Raw genomic sequence first — 14,685 nt, forward strand, 5'->3', positions numbered from 1 at the left:
AGTTCTCCTTGTGCGTAAACCAGGGTCAGGAAAACAGCTTAACCACCTCTTCACCTGTCATCTCTCGCGTTTTGTTAGCGAACGTATAATTGTCAGGCTTGTCATCAATAAAGACTTGCAGCTCAAACGGCCAGCTCCCACTCTCTTTGAACAAGCCAGCAGAAATAGCATGGAAGCCACCTGCCTTGAGCTTGTAGAACAAGTGCGTACCGCATACATCACAAAAACTGCGCTCCGCCCACTCCGAGGAGGCATAGGAACGTACGTGCTCCTTACCTTCGATCACCGGAGTTTCATGAGACTCCAGCGACAAGAAGGGACCACCGGACCAACTGCGGCAGATGCCGCAATGGCAAGCGCTGATCGAAGGCTTGTGCTGCTGAAAACTGATCGAAACGGCACCGCACAGGCAGTTGCCGTGAATCGTGGATTTGTCGTTCGTCATAAAAGCCTCTGTAGGTAGATGGATCAGTAATTCTAGCGGGTGAACACGCCACCTCAATTGACCTTCTATATATTTATCCAAATGACAAAAAGCGCTATTAATCCCTCTACCGTATTCAATTCCCTGCAATACGGTTTCAGCCAGGGCCTGGTGGTCACTGGAAACCGCCGCGTCATGCTGTCTGGCCAAGTAGGTGTAGACGCCCAGGAACAAACGGTAGCTGGAGGTATGCGCGAGCAAACAGACGCCGCCTTGGACAATATTGAACGGGTCCTGGCCGAAGTCGGCGGCAAGATTGATCAGGTGATCATGCTGCGGATTTTTATCCGGGAAGATGCAAGCTCACAGCAAGAGCAGGACGAAATTGCCGCTGCGCTGCTGAAACGATTTCCCGTCAATCCACCACCCTCTTCCTGGATTTTGATTAGTAGATTGGCCAAGCCTGAGTGGTTGATCGAGATTGAGGCTGAAGCGATGCTGGATTGATCGCCAACTGTTGAATCGCCTACCGTGCGGAGTCAGCATATAAAAAAGACCTCGGATCTTGATGAGGTCTTTGAACTCCCTTTTATCAGGGAGTTCTTTAATTCACAGAGCTAAAAGCTACGCCTAGAGACTCAAAGACAGTCTGTAGTTACTCCTCGACTACCGGAGCGTCCGCCATCCCTTTCTTCACAGAATCGATGCTGTGCTGCGCGTTCTGCTTGCTTGAGTACCCTTCCGAGCTGACGCAAATAATGTTCCCATTCGCGGCCTTGAATCGCCACCGCCATTCACCACTTTTGTCCTTGTAAAGCACAAATTTCATGATGACCCTCTTTAGGTATGAGCGCACGTCGCGCAAACCGTATCCTAAAACTGGGCTTGGTCAGCAGGTATTGGGGTTTACGTGACAGGCATCAGAGATATGCAAGCAAGTCCGGCCAGAACACAAGCAACGATCAGAGGGCACAGCTCACAAGGTTTTGCGTCTTGAACTCCTCGACCGGCGTTCCTCATCTAAAGCGACGAACGTATGTACCGTGCTGACCTAATAGAGATCAATACGGGAGCTTGATTTATGCGCTAAGCTTTTTCCGGCCACGACGACAGTCTTGCAATCGGCGTGCCGAATGTTCGGAGAGAAAAAAGAATCATGTATTACGGTGAACGTTTCAATGCCTGGTCACATCTGATCGGCGCAGTACTGGCTGTAGGCGGCGTATCCTGGCTAATTGTCATGGCAAGCTTTACCGGGGATCCCTGGCGTATCACCAGCACGGCAATTTATGGCGCCACACTCATTCTGCTATACCTGATTTCCACCTTGTACCACTGCTTCAAGGGACGGGCTAAAAACGTATTCCGCAAGCTGGATCACTTTTCCATCTACCTGTTGATTGCTGGCAGCTATACGCCCTTCTGCCTGGTAACGCTGCGAGGTCCTTGGGGATGGAGTCTGTTTGGTGTGGTCTGGGGCTTGGCACTGATTGGCATTCTTCAGGATATCCGCCCGCGTTCGCCTGCACGCATATTGTCGCTGGTGATCTACGCCGTTATGGGATGGATTGTGTTGCTGGCACTAGGACCGCTGGAATCCAGTCTGGGCTCGCAAGGATTTTCTTGGTTAGCGGCAGGTGGCGCGATTTATACCGCCGGGATTGTGTTCTTTGTGTTTGATGAACGCTTCCGGCATTGGCATGGCATTTGGCACTTATTTGTGCTGGCCGGCAGCGCAGCGCACTTTCTGGCTATCTCCCGGTATGTTGTTATGTAAGGCCAAGTGCAGAATGTGAACATGCAATATACAGCCCCTACGGACTAGCCTGCAAAGCAATCAACTCAATTCCTTTTCGAAAACCGAGTCGGTTTAATAGGTATCTGCCCATACCTATTAATTTTATGCAGCAGCCTCGAAACCCCTTCCGAGACTGTTTTATGAATTGGTGTTTGCTCTGTTATATATAGTGAAGTCTGATTACATCTAATGGCCTTGGCCTGTAGCGAATATCTTCTTGTGCTCCTAGAATAAAGCAACGCAACTAGAGGCGAGGCTTGAATGATCACACTAGAGACGGGACTATATCTTCGTGTTCAAGAGCTGAAAGATGGGCCCAAACCCTATCCGCTTCAAAGCGGATTCAATATGCAGACTGCTTATCGTGCCCTGGGGATGTTCAACCCGTCAGAAACATCAGACGCCTTCTTTATCCTGGCTAATGACAGGGACGAAATCTGGTTCATCTGTAACCGCCATCTACGCGCTGTTGGGGTCAGCCCAGAGCCTAGAGACCTAAGGCGTGCACTCGACTCTATGTAGCCAAAAGGCTCAGAATCACCAACAGCGTCCGGAAAAGCAATTTGCAAAGTCAAGATGCAACAAAATAACCACATAACTCATAGTGGTATAATGAAAAAGCTCTCATTTAACTGGAGCAATTTAACTATCACAATAAACTACAAATTTCTCTCCAAATAGAACGATTATAAGAAGCCTAATCTTCAGGTCTATCTGGATAGATAATTTAAGAAAATAAAAAGGTTTTATTATTTACGAAAAACTCAATCAAGCAAGCCGTAGCCCCTTACACACTTCTCCGTTGCGCGAGCCCGCACGCAGAAAAGTCGAAAATCGCCAAGCATTTACAGCACGCCTGATCTCAACCAGGCAAACTTTTATCCGACAGTTGAAAGACCGGTTTCCCGGCCTCCCGTTCTGATACGCCAGCTCACGTGACGAGCCCATTATCAAAAAGCCCCAAGAGGGGCTTTTTTGTTGCCTGGTCCTCCTCACCGACGGGGCTTGCCTGCTCTATCTACTTTCTTCCCAGGCGGGGTTCCATACCACTTCCCACACATGACCATCCGGATCCTGAAAATACCCGGCATAGCCACCCCAAAACGTCTCACTAGCTGGCTTGAGAATGACACCACCTGCGTCAGCAGCCAAAGCCATTACTTCATCAACCTCAGCTTTCGATGCCACGTTATGCCCAAGCGTCATCTCGACCGGGCTGGCAGTGCCAAGCGGCAATCCTGTATCGTGAGCAATACTTGAGCGCGGCCACAACGCCAAACGCAAACCAGGTTGCATGTCGATAAACGCGACCGCCCCATGCTCGAACTCCTCACCGACGATGCCCTCTGTTTTAAATCCCAGGCCGTCTCGGTAGAAACGCAGGGACCGTTTCAGATCCTCGACCCCAATAGTGATAACAGTGATGTGTGGCCGCATATCGCCCCCAAGGATTTATTTGTCCATTTCCGCATGACCAGCATACCGCAAGCAGTGTTATAAGCCTGCACCGCCAACATCACTGATCCTATCCCGCCGCAGCCCTTCCCGTAAGCATTAAGCAGTACATAAAATGCGCCTGGATCCAGTTCCGATCTACTCGTCAAGCTCGATAAGCGACCGTCCCTCAGGAGATATCTTGAAAACGGCGACTGCCTCAACCAATCGATGTGCTTGCTCGTTTAGGGCAGTAGTTGCCGCAGCTGCCTGCTCAACTAGCGCTGCATTTTGCTGTGTTACGGTATCCATCTGTGATACAGCCACATTCACCTGGTGAATCCCACTCACCTGCTCTTCAGAGGCGGCATTGATTTCTCCCATGATGTCGGTGACCCGGCCTACAGAAGCCACTACTTCGGCCATCGTCACACCAGCCTCTTTCGCTTGTGTCGATCCTGCAGACACTTTCTCCAATGACTCATCAATCAGTTGCTTGATTTCTCGTGCCGCTTGAGCACTGCGTTGAGCCAGGGTTCTAACCTCGCTGGCCACAACCGCAAAACCCTTCCCCTGCTCCCCGGCACGTGCCGCTTCCACCGCCGCATTCAACGCCAAAATATTTGTCTGAAAAGCGATGCTATCAATGACAGACACAATTTCTGCCACTTTCTCGGAGCTACTAGAGATCTCATTCATCGTCTGGACCACCAAATCGACTGTTTCCCCTCCTCGCTGGGCCACAGCACGACTTTGTTCTGCCAATTGATCCGCCTGCTGTGCACTATCGGCATTCTGCCTGACGGTCGAATAAAGCTCTTCCATACTGGCTGCCGTCTCTTGCAAAGACGCCGCTTGCTGCTCCGTGCGTGCAGATAAGTCCGTATTTCCTGACGCAATTTCTCCAGACCCCAAGTCAACCTCAATGGCAGCCTGTCTCACTTGCCCAATGGTGCGCATCAGTGAATCGCGCATGCGCCCTAATGCGGCCATCAACAAGCCAATTTCATTCGTGGATCGACTCGCTACATGAATCGTCAGATCACCGGTAGCAATTCGATCAAACAACGCTGTCACTTCGTTCAGGGGACGCACTACCCCTCGCACGACGAAGTTAGCACAGATGGCCAGTAACACTAGAGCCAGCCCCACCAAAGCCCCTGTCATCAATAAACTCGTACTATAACGTTGCTCCGCCTGCTCCAACTCATCCGTACTGACAGCCGTAGTGCGCTCAAAATAAAGGCGCATAGCCCTTTCAAAAGCTGCAATCGATTGACTAGCACCAAGACTCGCCTTGTCGTACTCACTCAGATTCTGCGCAGCCAATGCATTGATTTGCGCATCCACCGTTTGCACGAATGCCCGATAAGTATCCTCAACGTCCTTGGCTCGGCGCACCCCCTCATCACTTTTTGGTACGGCCAAATAACTAAGAATATGAGCATTAGCCTCTTTTACAAACTCGGCCGCACGCTGCCTGCTTCCCACCGACTGATCAAACAGGCCATCTTGAACCGCACGAAAACTGGTAGTCAAGGCCAGGTTTGCCCGTAAAAGCAATCCATGCGCTTGGTACAAAGGATCAACCTGCTCTACAGAGACCAGATGAAGCCTGCGGACTCCATCATGCGACTTCTTCGCGTCCCAAGACGCCAAGAGCGTAGATGCCAACAAAGCAATAAAAAACAAGCCTAAAACGGCCGTTAAACCGGTACGTATTTTGATTTTTTCTAGCATCAGCATGAAGCCCAACCCCATTCAAACGGAAATATTCATGCTTATATCATCAGGGTTTTAGGCTTTGTTTGATCCATATAGCTAGGCGCATAAAAGCCGACAATCTCGCAGTTTGAGCGGATTTAAGCTAATTTTCTATCTTTTACCCTCGGTTTTTAACCTCCGGGCACAGCAAACCGATACATTCTTCGGCTCAACAGGCTGTCTCATGATGACCTCATCGTCTCTGGACCTGAAAAGCCATTTTGCTCACCGGCCCCTCGTTATTTCAGTTATCTATGAGGCCAAACCTTGGTATGTATTCTGTGATAAGGACTGCGACCGGATATTACGGCAGCCGAATAAAAAACCCGCCGATCTGTCGAAGGCGGGGCTTAATTTATCTGTGTTGAGTGCTAACATTTCGTGCTTCCCTCATTGGAAAAGCTACCTCATGCCAGTCATTATCCCTCTTCCAATCATTACCTTGCTGTCGCTTGTGCTAGCCTGGCGAACTCGCGGAGTTGATCGAGCCCTAAGCCTTGCAATTACAATACTAAGTGCTGGCTTTTCGGCGGTGTATTTCTCTATATTATCTGCGCTTTGATTTAGCCTCCAAAAGAACCGGCCAGCCCAATACATAAAGAAAAAAGCCCGCTCAATCTTTTGACTGATGGGCCTGCTCAAAATCTGTAGACACAGTTTCGCTGTGATGAAGGCACGCTACCTAACGCTTTGGTGAAACTGCATGTGGCGCTTTTCGCCAAGCATAAGCCCCGCACAAAGCGACGCAGGCCCGATCTCTACATACCCGTTTTCCGACAAAGCCTCCCAATCCCGCAGACCCCGTTCCGGAGACGCTGTCGTCCCGAGCCGATGATCTTAGGCTCAACATAGCGCCATTTCTGCTGTCAGAAAATGGTGGCCAAGGTATGTCGTTATTAAGTCCATCATCTCCTTTGCATACTGAACTAGCCTGCCATATCGTCCGGCGAGCGACTGGATGCGCTCAGCCCCATACCCATTCCCACGCCGCCTCCACCGGCCCCCATGCCACCGCCACCACCACGGTTGCCGCCGGAACCACTGGAACCACGACCACCCGTCACCGAAGGCCTAAGCGGCCCCTGGGTAGGAATGATGATGTCGGCCGGTACAGGAGCAAGATCAAGCGCATGGCGGATGAAGTCACGCAGCAACACCACCAGTTCATTAAGTTGAACCCGTTCACCGGCCACCAGCTGATTACTGGCAAGTGCAGCAAGGCGTACCTGCTCCTCTGTACCAAGAAGGATGATATCTGAGAGAGCGGCTTCCACGCTGTCGCGTATACGGCGCGAACGCTCAGATCCGAGGAGGTTGTCCTTGTCATTATCCAGCTCGCCGAGCTCCGAGGCTTTCGCTTTTTCCTCAAGCGCCTTGCGGATATCACGCATATGTATTGGGTCAACGCACAGCGTGCCAGTGAACGACCCTCCAAGCGTTTTGTAGGCAGCGATCAAAGTCTTCAGGCGCTCGTTGATCTGCCTGTTCGCTCGCTCCCGTCGCTGCTGGATTGTAAACATCATGAGCAAGCGGATACCCATGCTGATGAGTGTGAAAATCGCGAGTCCAATGAGAGTTACAAGCATGTTCTGCCAGGAGCTGAAATCAAAGAAACGCATGCTGAGGTAATCCTCCCATTTTGGACTGTCGTTAAAAGTAGAGGTTAGGCGGTCATGGCTAATTTTTGCCTTAGTGTAATACCAACAAACGCCGTATTTGGCGGTTCGTGATTCTAAGTGCTCGTTTATGATGGGCAAACCACTCCCACCCTTAATGCAACTCGCTGACAGACAAGTGATAAAGACATCGCCTACATTGCCGCGATGCCAAGAGAGCCAGGGGCCGCATGTCTGCACAAAACGGCGCGGTGTGGGAATTTGGGAGCCCTACATGACACCACAGAGTACAACTGAGCGCAGAGCACCGGAAGCGGCACAATCCCCGAAGCTAATCACGAACGCTATCGTAGAGTGCGACATACGCGCTTACGACTTGTCAGGGCACCGCCGCGCCCATATCGCGAAACAGATCCGCTGCTGTCTGTACGAAAAAACGCTGTGCATGAACATCGATACAGATGGCATCCCAGCTATAAGCTGACCGTAGACACCATACGCCTCACGCCCGCTCGACGGATCCCACAGCTCAGCTCGAAGGCTGCTCCATTAAGCTGCCCACCAAAGGGCCACCCGAGGACCATAGGGTAAACACCTATTAATTCATATAAACATATAGATGACTAGATGATAGGATACCGATCTGTTCAAAGGATACTGACATGATTTCGCTTTTCGTAATAGCAATCCTGTTATCAATAGCCATAGGCTATATAACCAAGATTAATATCGGCTTGTTTGCGATCGTTTTCGCATATTTGATTGGTTGTTTCGGGCTAGATTTGACGGCCTCACAAATCATTAGTTTTTGGCCTATCAAGATCTTCTTTATTATTTTCTCCGTCACCTTGTTCTATAACGTGGCGATGGCCAATGGAGCCCTGGAGAAACTGGCCAGCCATCTCTTGTACGCCTGCCGTCATTTTCCGATGCTTTTGCCGCTGGCAATCTTTATTGCCTCCACCATTATTGCGGCTTTAGGTGCAGGTTTTTACACAGTTTTGGCCTTTATGGCCCCCATGACTTTACTCCTGTGCCAAAGGACGGGCATGAGCAAAGTGGTGGGTGGGATGGCCGTTAATTATGGCGCTCTGGCAGGCGCCAATTTCATGACATCTCAAAGCGGCATCATATTTCGTGGTTTGATGGAAGGAGCTGGCATTAGTCCAACCCAGGCATTTTCTAATGCGACTGTAATTTTCATTGCCACGCTACTGATTCCTATCGTTGTGATTCTGGCCTATTTGCTGACAAATTTCCGAAAAAATCACATTGAGATTGTTGCTGACCAGCCCCAGGCTTTTGACAGCAAGCAGAAGAAATCCATTTTCTTGATTCTGACCTTAATGGTCGCTGTTCTGGCTCCACCAGTTCTGACACTACTGTTGCCCAACAGCGAGATGATCGCTTATCTAAACTCCAAGGTGGATATCGCCTTCATTGCCATCCTATTTACTGTGATCAGTTTGTTGTGGAAGTTGGCTGATGAGAAAAAAGTGATTGCAATGGTTCCTTGGTCCACGCTCATCATGATTTGTGGTGTGGGGATGCTGATCGAAGTTGCCATCCGTGCGGGCATGATCGATGAATTGTCCACACGCGTGTCTACAACCGTCCCTTTTTGGGTAATCCCACTGGCGATGTGTTTAATCGGTGCCTGCATGTCGTTGTTTTCGAGCACCTTAGGGGTGGTAACGCCAACGCTTTTCCCGGTGGTGCCAGTTATTGCTACGGCGACTGGGAGTGATCCAGTCGTGCTATTTGCTTGTATTGTGGTTGGTGCACAGGCTTCGGCTATTTCGCCTTTCTCCTCGGGCGGCAGCTTGATTCTGGGGTCCACGCCCGCCGGTATGGATCATAACGAACTCTTTAACAAGTTATTGTTCAGGGCGGTACCGATCGGATTGTGCGCTGCCTTGCTGGCGACCCTCATCATTCAGGAGGTATTCGCATGAAAAAGGTGGACACACATGCCCATATCTTTGATGCAAGTAAATCAGTAGTCGCAGATGCTCGCTATCGTCCTGGCTACACGGCCTCGGTTGAACGCTATATCGAGCATCTGGACGAGCATGGTTTTGACTATGGTGTGTTGATACAACCAAGCTTTCTAGGCAGTGATAATACTCAGATGCTGGCTGCCATTGCTCGCTACCCCGATCGCTTGAAAGGGATTGCCGTGGTGTCCGAAGACACTGACATTGAGACTTTGCGAAGCTTGAAACAACAGGGCATTGAGGGTGTCCGGTTGAATTTGTTTGGAAAGCCCATCCCTGATCTGACGCAGGTAAGCTGGCAAATTTTTTTATCGAACATAGCCCAACTTGGCTGGCAGTTAGAGTTGCATTGTCCGCCTGCATATATGTTGCATATGATGCCTGCCTTACAACACCATCAAGGAGCGATTGTGCTGGATCATTTTGGGCGTGTTGATCCTCAATTAGGGGTCCATGATCCCGACTTTCTCAAGCTTCTAGATGCACTTGATCCAGAGCGTTATTGGGTTAAGGTATCTGGCTATTATCGACTTGGAGCAGCAGATCAAGGCAAGGACAATGCCCGAGAAGCATTGAAATTGTTATTGGATAGAAATATGCAGAGTCAATTGGTATGGGGTAGCGATTGGCCACACACTCAGCATGAACAGGAAATAAGCTATCAGGCAACTGTGGCGTTCATGAACGAATTGCTGGGCGAGACGGAGCTCAAGGACAATATACTTGGTAAAAACCCATGCCTCTTGTATTCTCTCCAGTCCTGATCGCTAGCCCATGCTCTAACTATGCCCCAGACACCTTATTCCCACTCCTTGGATGCACTCAATATTCCTCATTATGAGCGTATCAGGCTGGATCTACAGGCCAATCTGATCGAGCAAGGCTGGCACCCCGACCAGCCTATCGCCACGGAGCAAGTGTTAGCGGAGCGGTACAAGGTTTCCATTGGCACGATTCGCAAGGCCATCGAGTGTCTGGTACAAGATGGCCTTTTGTATAAAGTGCAGGGTAAAGGTACCTTCGTAAAACGCCCCGATTTCGGTGGCTCTTTGTTGCGCTTTTTTAGGTACCGAGATCAATCTGGGCAGCAACATGTACCACAAAGTATTATTAAATCCATACGCTGCACAGACCCCGTTCCCGAAATTAACCAAAAGCTAGCACTCTCAGAAACTACCCCCCTCATCGAAATCAAGCGCTTACGCTTAGTTGATGGCCAGGTAGTTTTAAGCGAAGTCATTTGGCTGCCTGAGCCGCTGTTTTCCAAGCTGGCACAGATTCATCCAAAGGATTTCCCAAATCTTCTGTACCCGTTCTATTACGATATTTGTAATCAGTTCGTTTTGTCAGCGACAGAATCACTCAGCTTTTCCAGTGAACATACAGATTGGGATTTACAAGCCACTCAACAAGGATTGTTAATCAAAATTGAGCGTCTGGCTTACAACCATAGGGCTGTACCCATTGAGTACCGCTTGACTTACGGTTTGCCACAGAATTTCCGCTACGAAGTTCGTATTACTTGAAGCCCTAAAACTTGTTTAAGATCTTTTCCTGCTTGCTGTTTGTAAGATGATCACCTGATACCTACCGGGGCTTGACGCCGTACATGCAGCCCTTGCAAATGGCCGGGATGCCAACCGGGGTACGCATAGGCGATCAAAGAGCGCCCTTCCCATGCAGCGATCGAACCCACGGCGGCGGCAAGTACGCCCGCCAGAACTCCGGCGGCTTGGTCACAATCAGAATAACAACGTAAGCGGCCCACAGCAGAAGCATGAACTCCTGTAGGGCTCAACCGTAAATCCCCAACGCCAAGCCTGTCGTAATAAGCAGATACGCCCCATTATTACGCAGCATCGGCTTCTTTCAGTTAAGGAAAGGCGCCAGCTATTAAGGCTATGTCTCAGCAGTTTCCTATCTGAGGCATGGGTCAATGCATTGCACAGTTGACCAGAATCGTGAATTTAATCCCGGTTCCCCACGGAACATTCCCGTGGCGGTTCTACGTATAGGCCAAAGAAGGGTTTATGGCCAAAACACCCAAGAAATCAAAAAATGCGTCACAACCCACTCCAGGTGATCAGCCAACTGGCCATCAATCAAGAACGAGGAGCACAGGTCTACGGCACACACACATTTATCTCGATGACCTCCCAAACTGCCCCACCCTAATCACCCTCAATTGATAGATAAGCGACGATGAGTATAGAGACACAACCGAATGCCCACGTCTGAACGCAGCCAATCGCGCACGACTTTGGAAAGATTCGTGTCGGCAGGCGCCCAACAATGAAGCAGGACGAACCCCCCCGCCTTAGAAAGTGCTAGGTACAGCTACGGATTAGTGAAGATAGGGAGGAAGTTCTGGTGCGAATCTACGAAAATACTTCTGAACAGGCCCACAGCCGAGCAGCCACGCTTGCAGCTCAACCTGCCCAAACCCTCCTCGATGATGTGATGCCAGCTATCTCAGCAACGCACGCAGAGATTGCAGCATTGCGGAAGACAACTGAAACCCTACGGGCGCGGCAGGATACCGGCAAGCTAGATTGCCGAGTGGCACTGATATCTCCGGGGTTACCGAGGGCATAAAGCGACGGGTTCTCTGCAAGAGGGAATTTTGTTCAAGGGCGCGAAGATCAAGCCAGAACAGATGAAGTCGTCAACGCAGCCCGTAAAGAGCAGGCATGAAAATCCTCAGTCATCCTCGCCCTGATCGCCTTGGCCATGCCCATGGCGATGCCCGTGTCTTCGATGTCGACGGTGACCTTGATCGTCATCATCACCCTGAGAATACCAACCACCTCCTCGGTGCCTTGAGTGGTTTCCATCGTCATACATCACACACGCAGCTAAAACCGATACCAGCGCGGCAGCAAGCAACAGTTTCATGACATCACCCTCCTGTTTTCGATTGCACCAATTCTAATAAGGCCTCATCTATCCGGGCCTTGAGTTCGGTAACTGTGTATTTCTTACGAAAACCAGGAGCACGGCACCACAAAGTACGCATGGAGCAAATTCATGCGCAGTCTAGATCAGTGACCGAATCAATCACGGCCATACTTGCAGTGACCACTAATGAATGGAGCCTGCCCAACCTTGAGCCGGATTTTTGATGGAGAACACAACCCAACAACTCGATGGCAACGGCTCACAAAAGCACCCCACTCCCTCCCCCAAAGGCCTGCACCAGTGGAACGAGTTCGCAGACCGCATCCGGGCTAGCCAGGAGACCTAGCGACAACGAATCCACGTTGGTGGAGACGACCTGCCCACCCCTATCGCACCCAAGCGTTCAAATCTTGGAGTCACTGCGGGCTTTATCCGGACGTCACTGGTTTCTGTTCCCGGGCGTGCACAATTCTCGCTCTACGCCTATCCGCAGCGAGACAATGAATCGGGCTTTGAAGACTATGGGATTTGGCGGCCTGCAGACGGGCCATAGATTCCGGGGGCTTGCATCGACCATCATGAACGAGCAAAGCGGTTTTCGTTCAGAGATGATTGAACACCAACTGGCACACCGTGATCGCAACAAGGTACGCAGTGCTTACAACCATGCTCAATACATGGCTGAGCGTCATGAATTAATGCAATGGTGGTCGGGTTACTAGGAACAACAGCTGGAGAAAGCACCAGAATAGCCATGCCCCATTCGTTTCGTCAGTGCCCCCATTTAAGTCCCAAAAAGGGTAAGTGCTTCTACAGGGAACGGATGACTCTCATACGGATTAAGCCCCGGCGCTTCACCGACAGTTCGCCATAGCGTGGGCTTTTTTGCGTCTGGAAAATGCTTAACTCTCCCGGCATGCACCGTTGGCACCTGACCAGGTGCCAACCTGTCGCCAGAAATTAACCCGAATGTGCACGCTTGCCGGGATTTTTCTTGCTGCGGGTATGCGCGCCACGCTCCTGGCTAACACGTTGGCCTCGGAATTTAGTGCTGAGGTTCACGCCCTTGGGAGTGGCAGGAGGGGGAGTACGCTTACGGTCGGCTTCAGTAAAGATTTTGGTGCCCATGGGAATCTCTCCAGTTTGGTTAACTTGCTCTTGTTGATCGAGAACTCGAATTAATATTGGCAGCAGGAATCTTCACGAATAAGCTACCACCTGAGCTAGCATAGCAGGCATTGCTCAAACCGGCTCGAACACCCCCTCCACTTCTGGCACAACCGCGCCCAAGTCTCAGCGCTCGGTTTCCACGTATCGCAATACCCTGATCGGTATAGCGTGGATTTCGGCATTCGAGTGCCACTGCAGTGGTCGCTGGACAGAGGTGCAATAGCTACCGCCCTACGGCGTCGCGCATCCGCTTACGAGCGCGGCCACACACACCATCAACGATGCCGGCTCGTGCCCCGTCTTATCATCAGCCAGGTCAAGGAAATAATTATCAGATTTCCTTGGAGCAGCTTAATATCGCTTGAGCTGAGACTATATGTCACCTGAATCCATCAGATGACAGATCAGTAATCCACCGTATGAGTAGCAAGCGAATTGAAAATTCACATAACCCGCATTTCTGGCTCTGGGCTTGTGTTAGAAGAGCGCTCGTCCCTGTTCAACTTGCTATTTACCATGCTTCCGACAAGCCACCGTTTGATAAAAAAACAAACTGCCATTGCCGAGGTTTGAATGAAAAAGCTGATGACCATACCCGCCGTTATTATTCTCGCCGCATGTGCGAACCCAACACCTCGGATGACGGAACTCGATCATGATCGAGCAGACTGTGCTCGTCTGGGAGGGGCTCTAAAGGTCGAATCGAATGAGGTGTATTGTTATCTTCCAAACGGCGAAGTGCTCGACTGGTTGGATCTGATGCTCGAATAGTTCTTCAAAATAGAAATCCGTCTGACGTCATGACGCGAAAGTGGTGAGTTGGTGACGAGAATTGGCAGCTCAAGCAGTTACGCCACCACCACGCAGCAGAACGAGTTGCCAATGCACGTCCCTCCAATAATTGAGGACCTACCACGACATCTACGCCCAAGCCCGTGGCGGCTCGCTGGTAGTTCTCCCGGCCCGTGATCTAAATCAGTCCACGCCCACGGAATCGAAAGCCATCACCAGGCGGCGTGTTGCCTAAGACGGCTCAGCTCTCATAGCGCTTTTGTGCTGTAGTTGACCCCGTAGTTCACGTGTCCAAGCGAAACTGCCCGACTCATGACCAGCCTGCGCGAGAAACGCGACAATGCGTACCACTCCAACAATGCCAAACTCCAAGCAGGCGGTGCGCACATATCCGTACCAGGCGCGTACTATCTCGGCAGACAAGCCTATTACGGCCTGGAACACGCCCGGGCTTATTCACTTCGGGACAGTCACCTCCGGCTTAGGCTTCGCCTGGACGGCCTGCAGGCGGGCCATGGCTTTCGTGGCCTGGCTTCCACTATCATGAACGAGCAAAGCAGTTTTCGCTCAGAGGTGATTGAACTCCAGTTGGCACATCATGACCTCAACAAAGCCCGACGCGCATACAACCACGCCATGTACCTAGACGAGCGCAAAAGACTGATGCAATGGTGGTCGGATTATCTGGACGAACAGCTCGAAAAAGTCTCGTAATTTCCACACCCCAAAACGCTCTGAGACTGGCTTGGCGCAGCTTGGAACGACGAGCAACAAAAAAGCCCCAAAGCATTG

Annotated in this window: 15 protein-coding genes; 8 read left to right on the top strand and 7 right to left on the bottom strand. The window is 50.8% G+C overall.

The window, feature by feature from the left end:
• Nucleotides 1–25: 25 nt before the first annotated feature.
• On the bottom strand, nt 26–445 hold the full coding sequence (locus tag KOE80_RS07775) for a GFA family protein (RefSeq protein WP_226348826.1): 420 nt from the start codon (nt 443–445) through the stop codon (nt 26–28).
• Nucleotides 446–526: 81 nt separating this feature from the next.
• On the opposite strand from KOE80_RS07775, the gene KOE80_RS07780 reads away from it, so the two are divergent.
• The gene (locus KOE80_RS07780) at nt 527–931 is read left to right on the top strand and encodes a RidA family protein (RefSeq protein ID WP_226348827.1); all 405 of its coding nucleotides are present in this window, start codon (nt 527–529) and stop codon (nt 929–931) included.
• 148 nt (nt 932–1,079) lie between these two features.
• On the opposite strand, the gene KOE80_RS07785 is transcribed toward KOE80_RS07780, so the two are convergent.
• Nucleotides 1,080–1,253 carry a YegP family protein gene (locus KOE80_RS07785; protein WP_226348828.1) on the bottom strand — a complete coding sequence of 58 codons (174 nt, stop codon included), beginning with the start codon at nt 1,251–1,253 and terminating at the stop codon, nt 1,080–1,082.
• Nucleotides 1,254–1,580: 327 nt separating this feature from the next.
• Here KOE80_RS07785 and trhA point away from each other — a divergent pair, with 327 nt between their 5' ends.
• The gene (gene trhA, locus KOE80_RS07790; protein ID WP_226348829.1) at nt 1,581–2,201 is read left to right on the top strand and encodes a PAQR family membrane homeostasis protein TrhA; all 621 of its coding nucleotides are present in this window, start codon (nt 1,581–1,583) and stop codon (nt 2,199–2,201) included.
• 1,035 nt (nt 2,202–3,236) lie between these two features.
• Here trhA and KOE80_RS07795 read toward each other — a convergent pair.
• From KOE80_RS07795 to KOE80_RS07805, 3 genes are all read right to left on the bottom strand, one after another.
• Nucleotides 3,237–3,659, bottom strand: a complete 423-nt coding sequence (locus tag KOE80_RS07795) for a VOC family protein (protein WP_226348830.1) — start codon at nt 3,657–3,659, stop codon at nt 3,237–3,239.
• Nucleotides 3,660–3,815: 156 nt separating this feature from the next.
• Nucleotides 3,816–5,402: a methyl-accepting chemotaxis protein gene (locus tag KOE80_RS07800; RefSeq protein ID WP_226348831.1), complete on the bottom strand. Its 1,587-nt coding sequence runs from the start codon at nt 5,400–5,402 to the stop codon at nt 3,816–3,818.
• A 944-nt stretch (nt 5,403–6,346) separates the two neighbouring features.
• Nucleotides 6,347–7,039 carry a hypothetical protein gene (locus KOE80_RS07805; protein WP_226348832.1) on the bottom strand — a complete coding sequence of 231 codons (693 nt, stop codon included), beginning with the start codon at nt 7,037–7,039 and terminating at the stop codon, nt 6,347–6,349.
• A 659-nt stretch (nt 7,040–7,698) separates the two neighbouring features.
• Between KOE80_RS07805 and KOE80_RS07810 the strand changes: the two genes are divergently transcribed.
• Genes KOE80_RS07810 through KOE80_RS07820 form a run of 3 tightly spaced genes read left to right on the top strand, consistent with a single transcriptional unit; the run spans nt 7,699 to nt 10,559 of the window.
• Complete coding sequence (locus KOE80_RS07810) at nt 7,699–8,991, top strand: SLC13 family permease (protein WP_226348833.1); 1,293 nt, start codon at nt 7,699–7,701, stop codon at nt 8,989–8,991.
• Nucleotides 8,988–9,797 carry an amidohydrolase family protein gene (locus KOE80_RS07815; protein WP_226348834.1) on the top strand — a complete coding sequence of 270 codons (810 nt, stop codon included), beginning with the start codon at nt 8,988–8,990 and terminating at the stop codon, nt 9,795–9,797. Before KOE80_RS07810 ends, KOE80_RS07815 begins: the two co-directional genes overlap by 4 nt.
• Nucleotides 9,798–9,818: 21 nt before the next feature.
• A complete protein-coding gene (locus tag KOE80_RS07820; protein ID WP_226348835.1) occupies nt 9,819–10,559 on the top strand; it encodes a GntR family transcriptional regulator in 741 nt (246 codons plus the stop codon).
• A 1,116-nt stretch (nt 10,560–11,675) separates the two neighbouring features.
• Here the strand turns inward: KOE80_RS07820 and KOE80_RS07825 are convergent.
• Complete coding sequence (locus KOE80_RS07825) at nt 11,676–11,873, bottom strand: hypothetical protein (protein WP_226348836.1); 198 nt, start codon at nt 11,871–11,873, stop codon at nt 11,676–11,678.
• A gap of 281 nt (nt 11,874–12,154) precedes the next feature.
• Here KOE80_RS07825 and KOE80_RS20295 point away from each other — a divergent pair, with 281 nt between their 5' ends.
• Both KOE80_RS20295 and KOE80_RS20535 read left to right on the top strand, forming a co-directional pair.
• The gene (locus KOE80_RS20295; RefSeq protein WP_264180219.1) at nt 12,155–12,277 is read left to right on the top strand and encodes a hypothetical protein; all 123 of its coding nucleotides are present in this window, start codon (nt 12,155–12,157) and stop codon (nt 12,275–12,277) included.
• Nucleotides 12,278–12,296: 19 nt separating this feature from the next.
• A complete protein-coding gene (locus KOE80_RS20535; protein ID WP_413228928.1) occupies nt 12,297–12,653 on the top strand; it encodes a tyrosine-type recombinase/integrase in 357 nt (118 codons plus the stop codon).
• A gap of 238 nt (nt 12,654–12,891) precedes the next feature.
• Here the strand turns inward: KOE80_RS20535 and KOE80_RS07835 are convergent, their stop codons facing one another.
• Nucleotides 12,892–13,059 carry a hypothetical protein gene (locus KOE80_RS07835; RefSeq protein ID WP_165589468.1) on the bottom strand — a complete coding sequence of 56 codons (168 nt, stop codon included), beginning with the start codon at nt 13,057–13,059 and terminating at the stop codon, nt 12,892–12,894.
• Nucleotides 13,060–14,205: 1,146 nt separating this feature from the next.
• Between KOE80_RS07835 and KOE80_RS20435 the strand changes: the two genes are divergently transcribed.
• Nucleotides 14,206–14,607: a hypothetical protein gene (locus KOE80_RS20435; RefSeq protein WP_319002395.1), complete on the top strand. Its 402-nt coding sequence runs from the start codon at nt 14,206–14,208 to the stop codon at nt 14,605–14,607.
• The last annotated feature ends 78 nt before the right edge of the window (nt 14,608–14,685 follow it).

The sequence above is a fragment of the Alcaligenes sp. 13f genome (assembly GCF_020496585.1).
GTDB lineage: Bacteria > Pseudomonadota > Gammaproteobacteria > Burkholderiales > Burkholderiaceae_B > Alcaligenes > Alcaligenes phenolicus.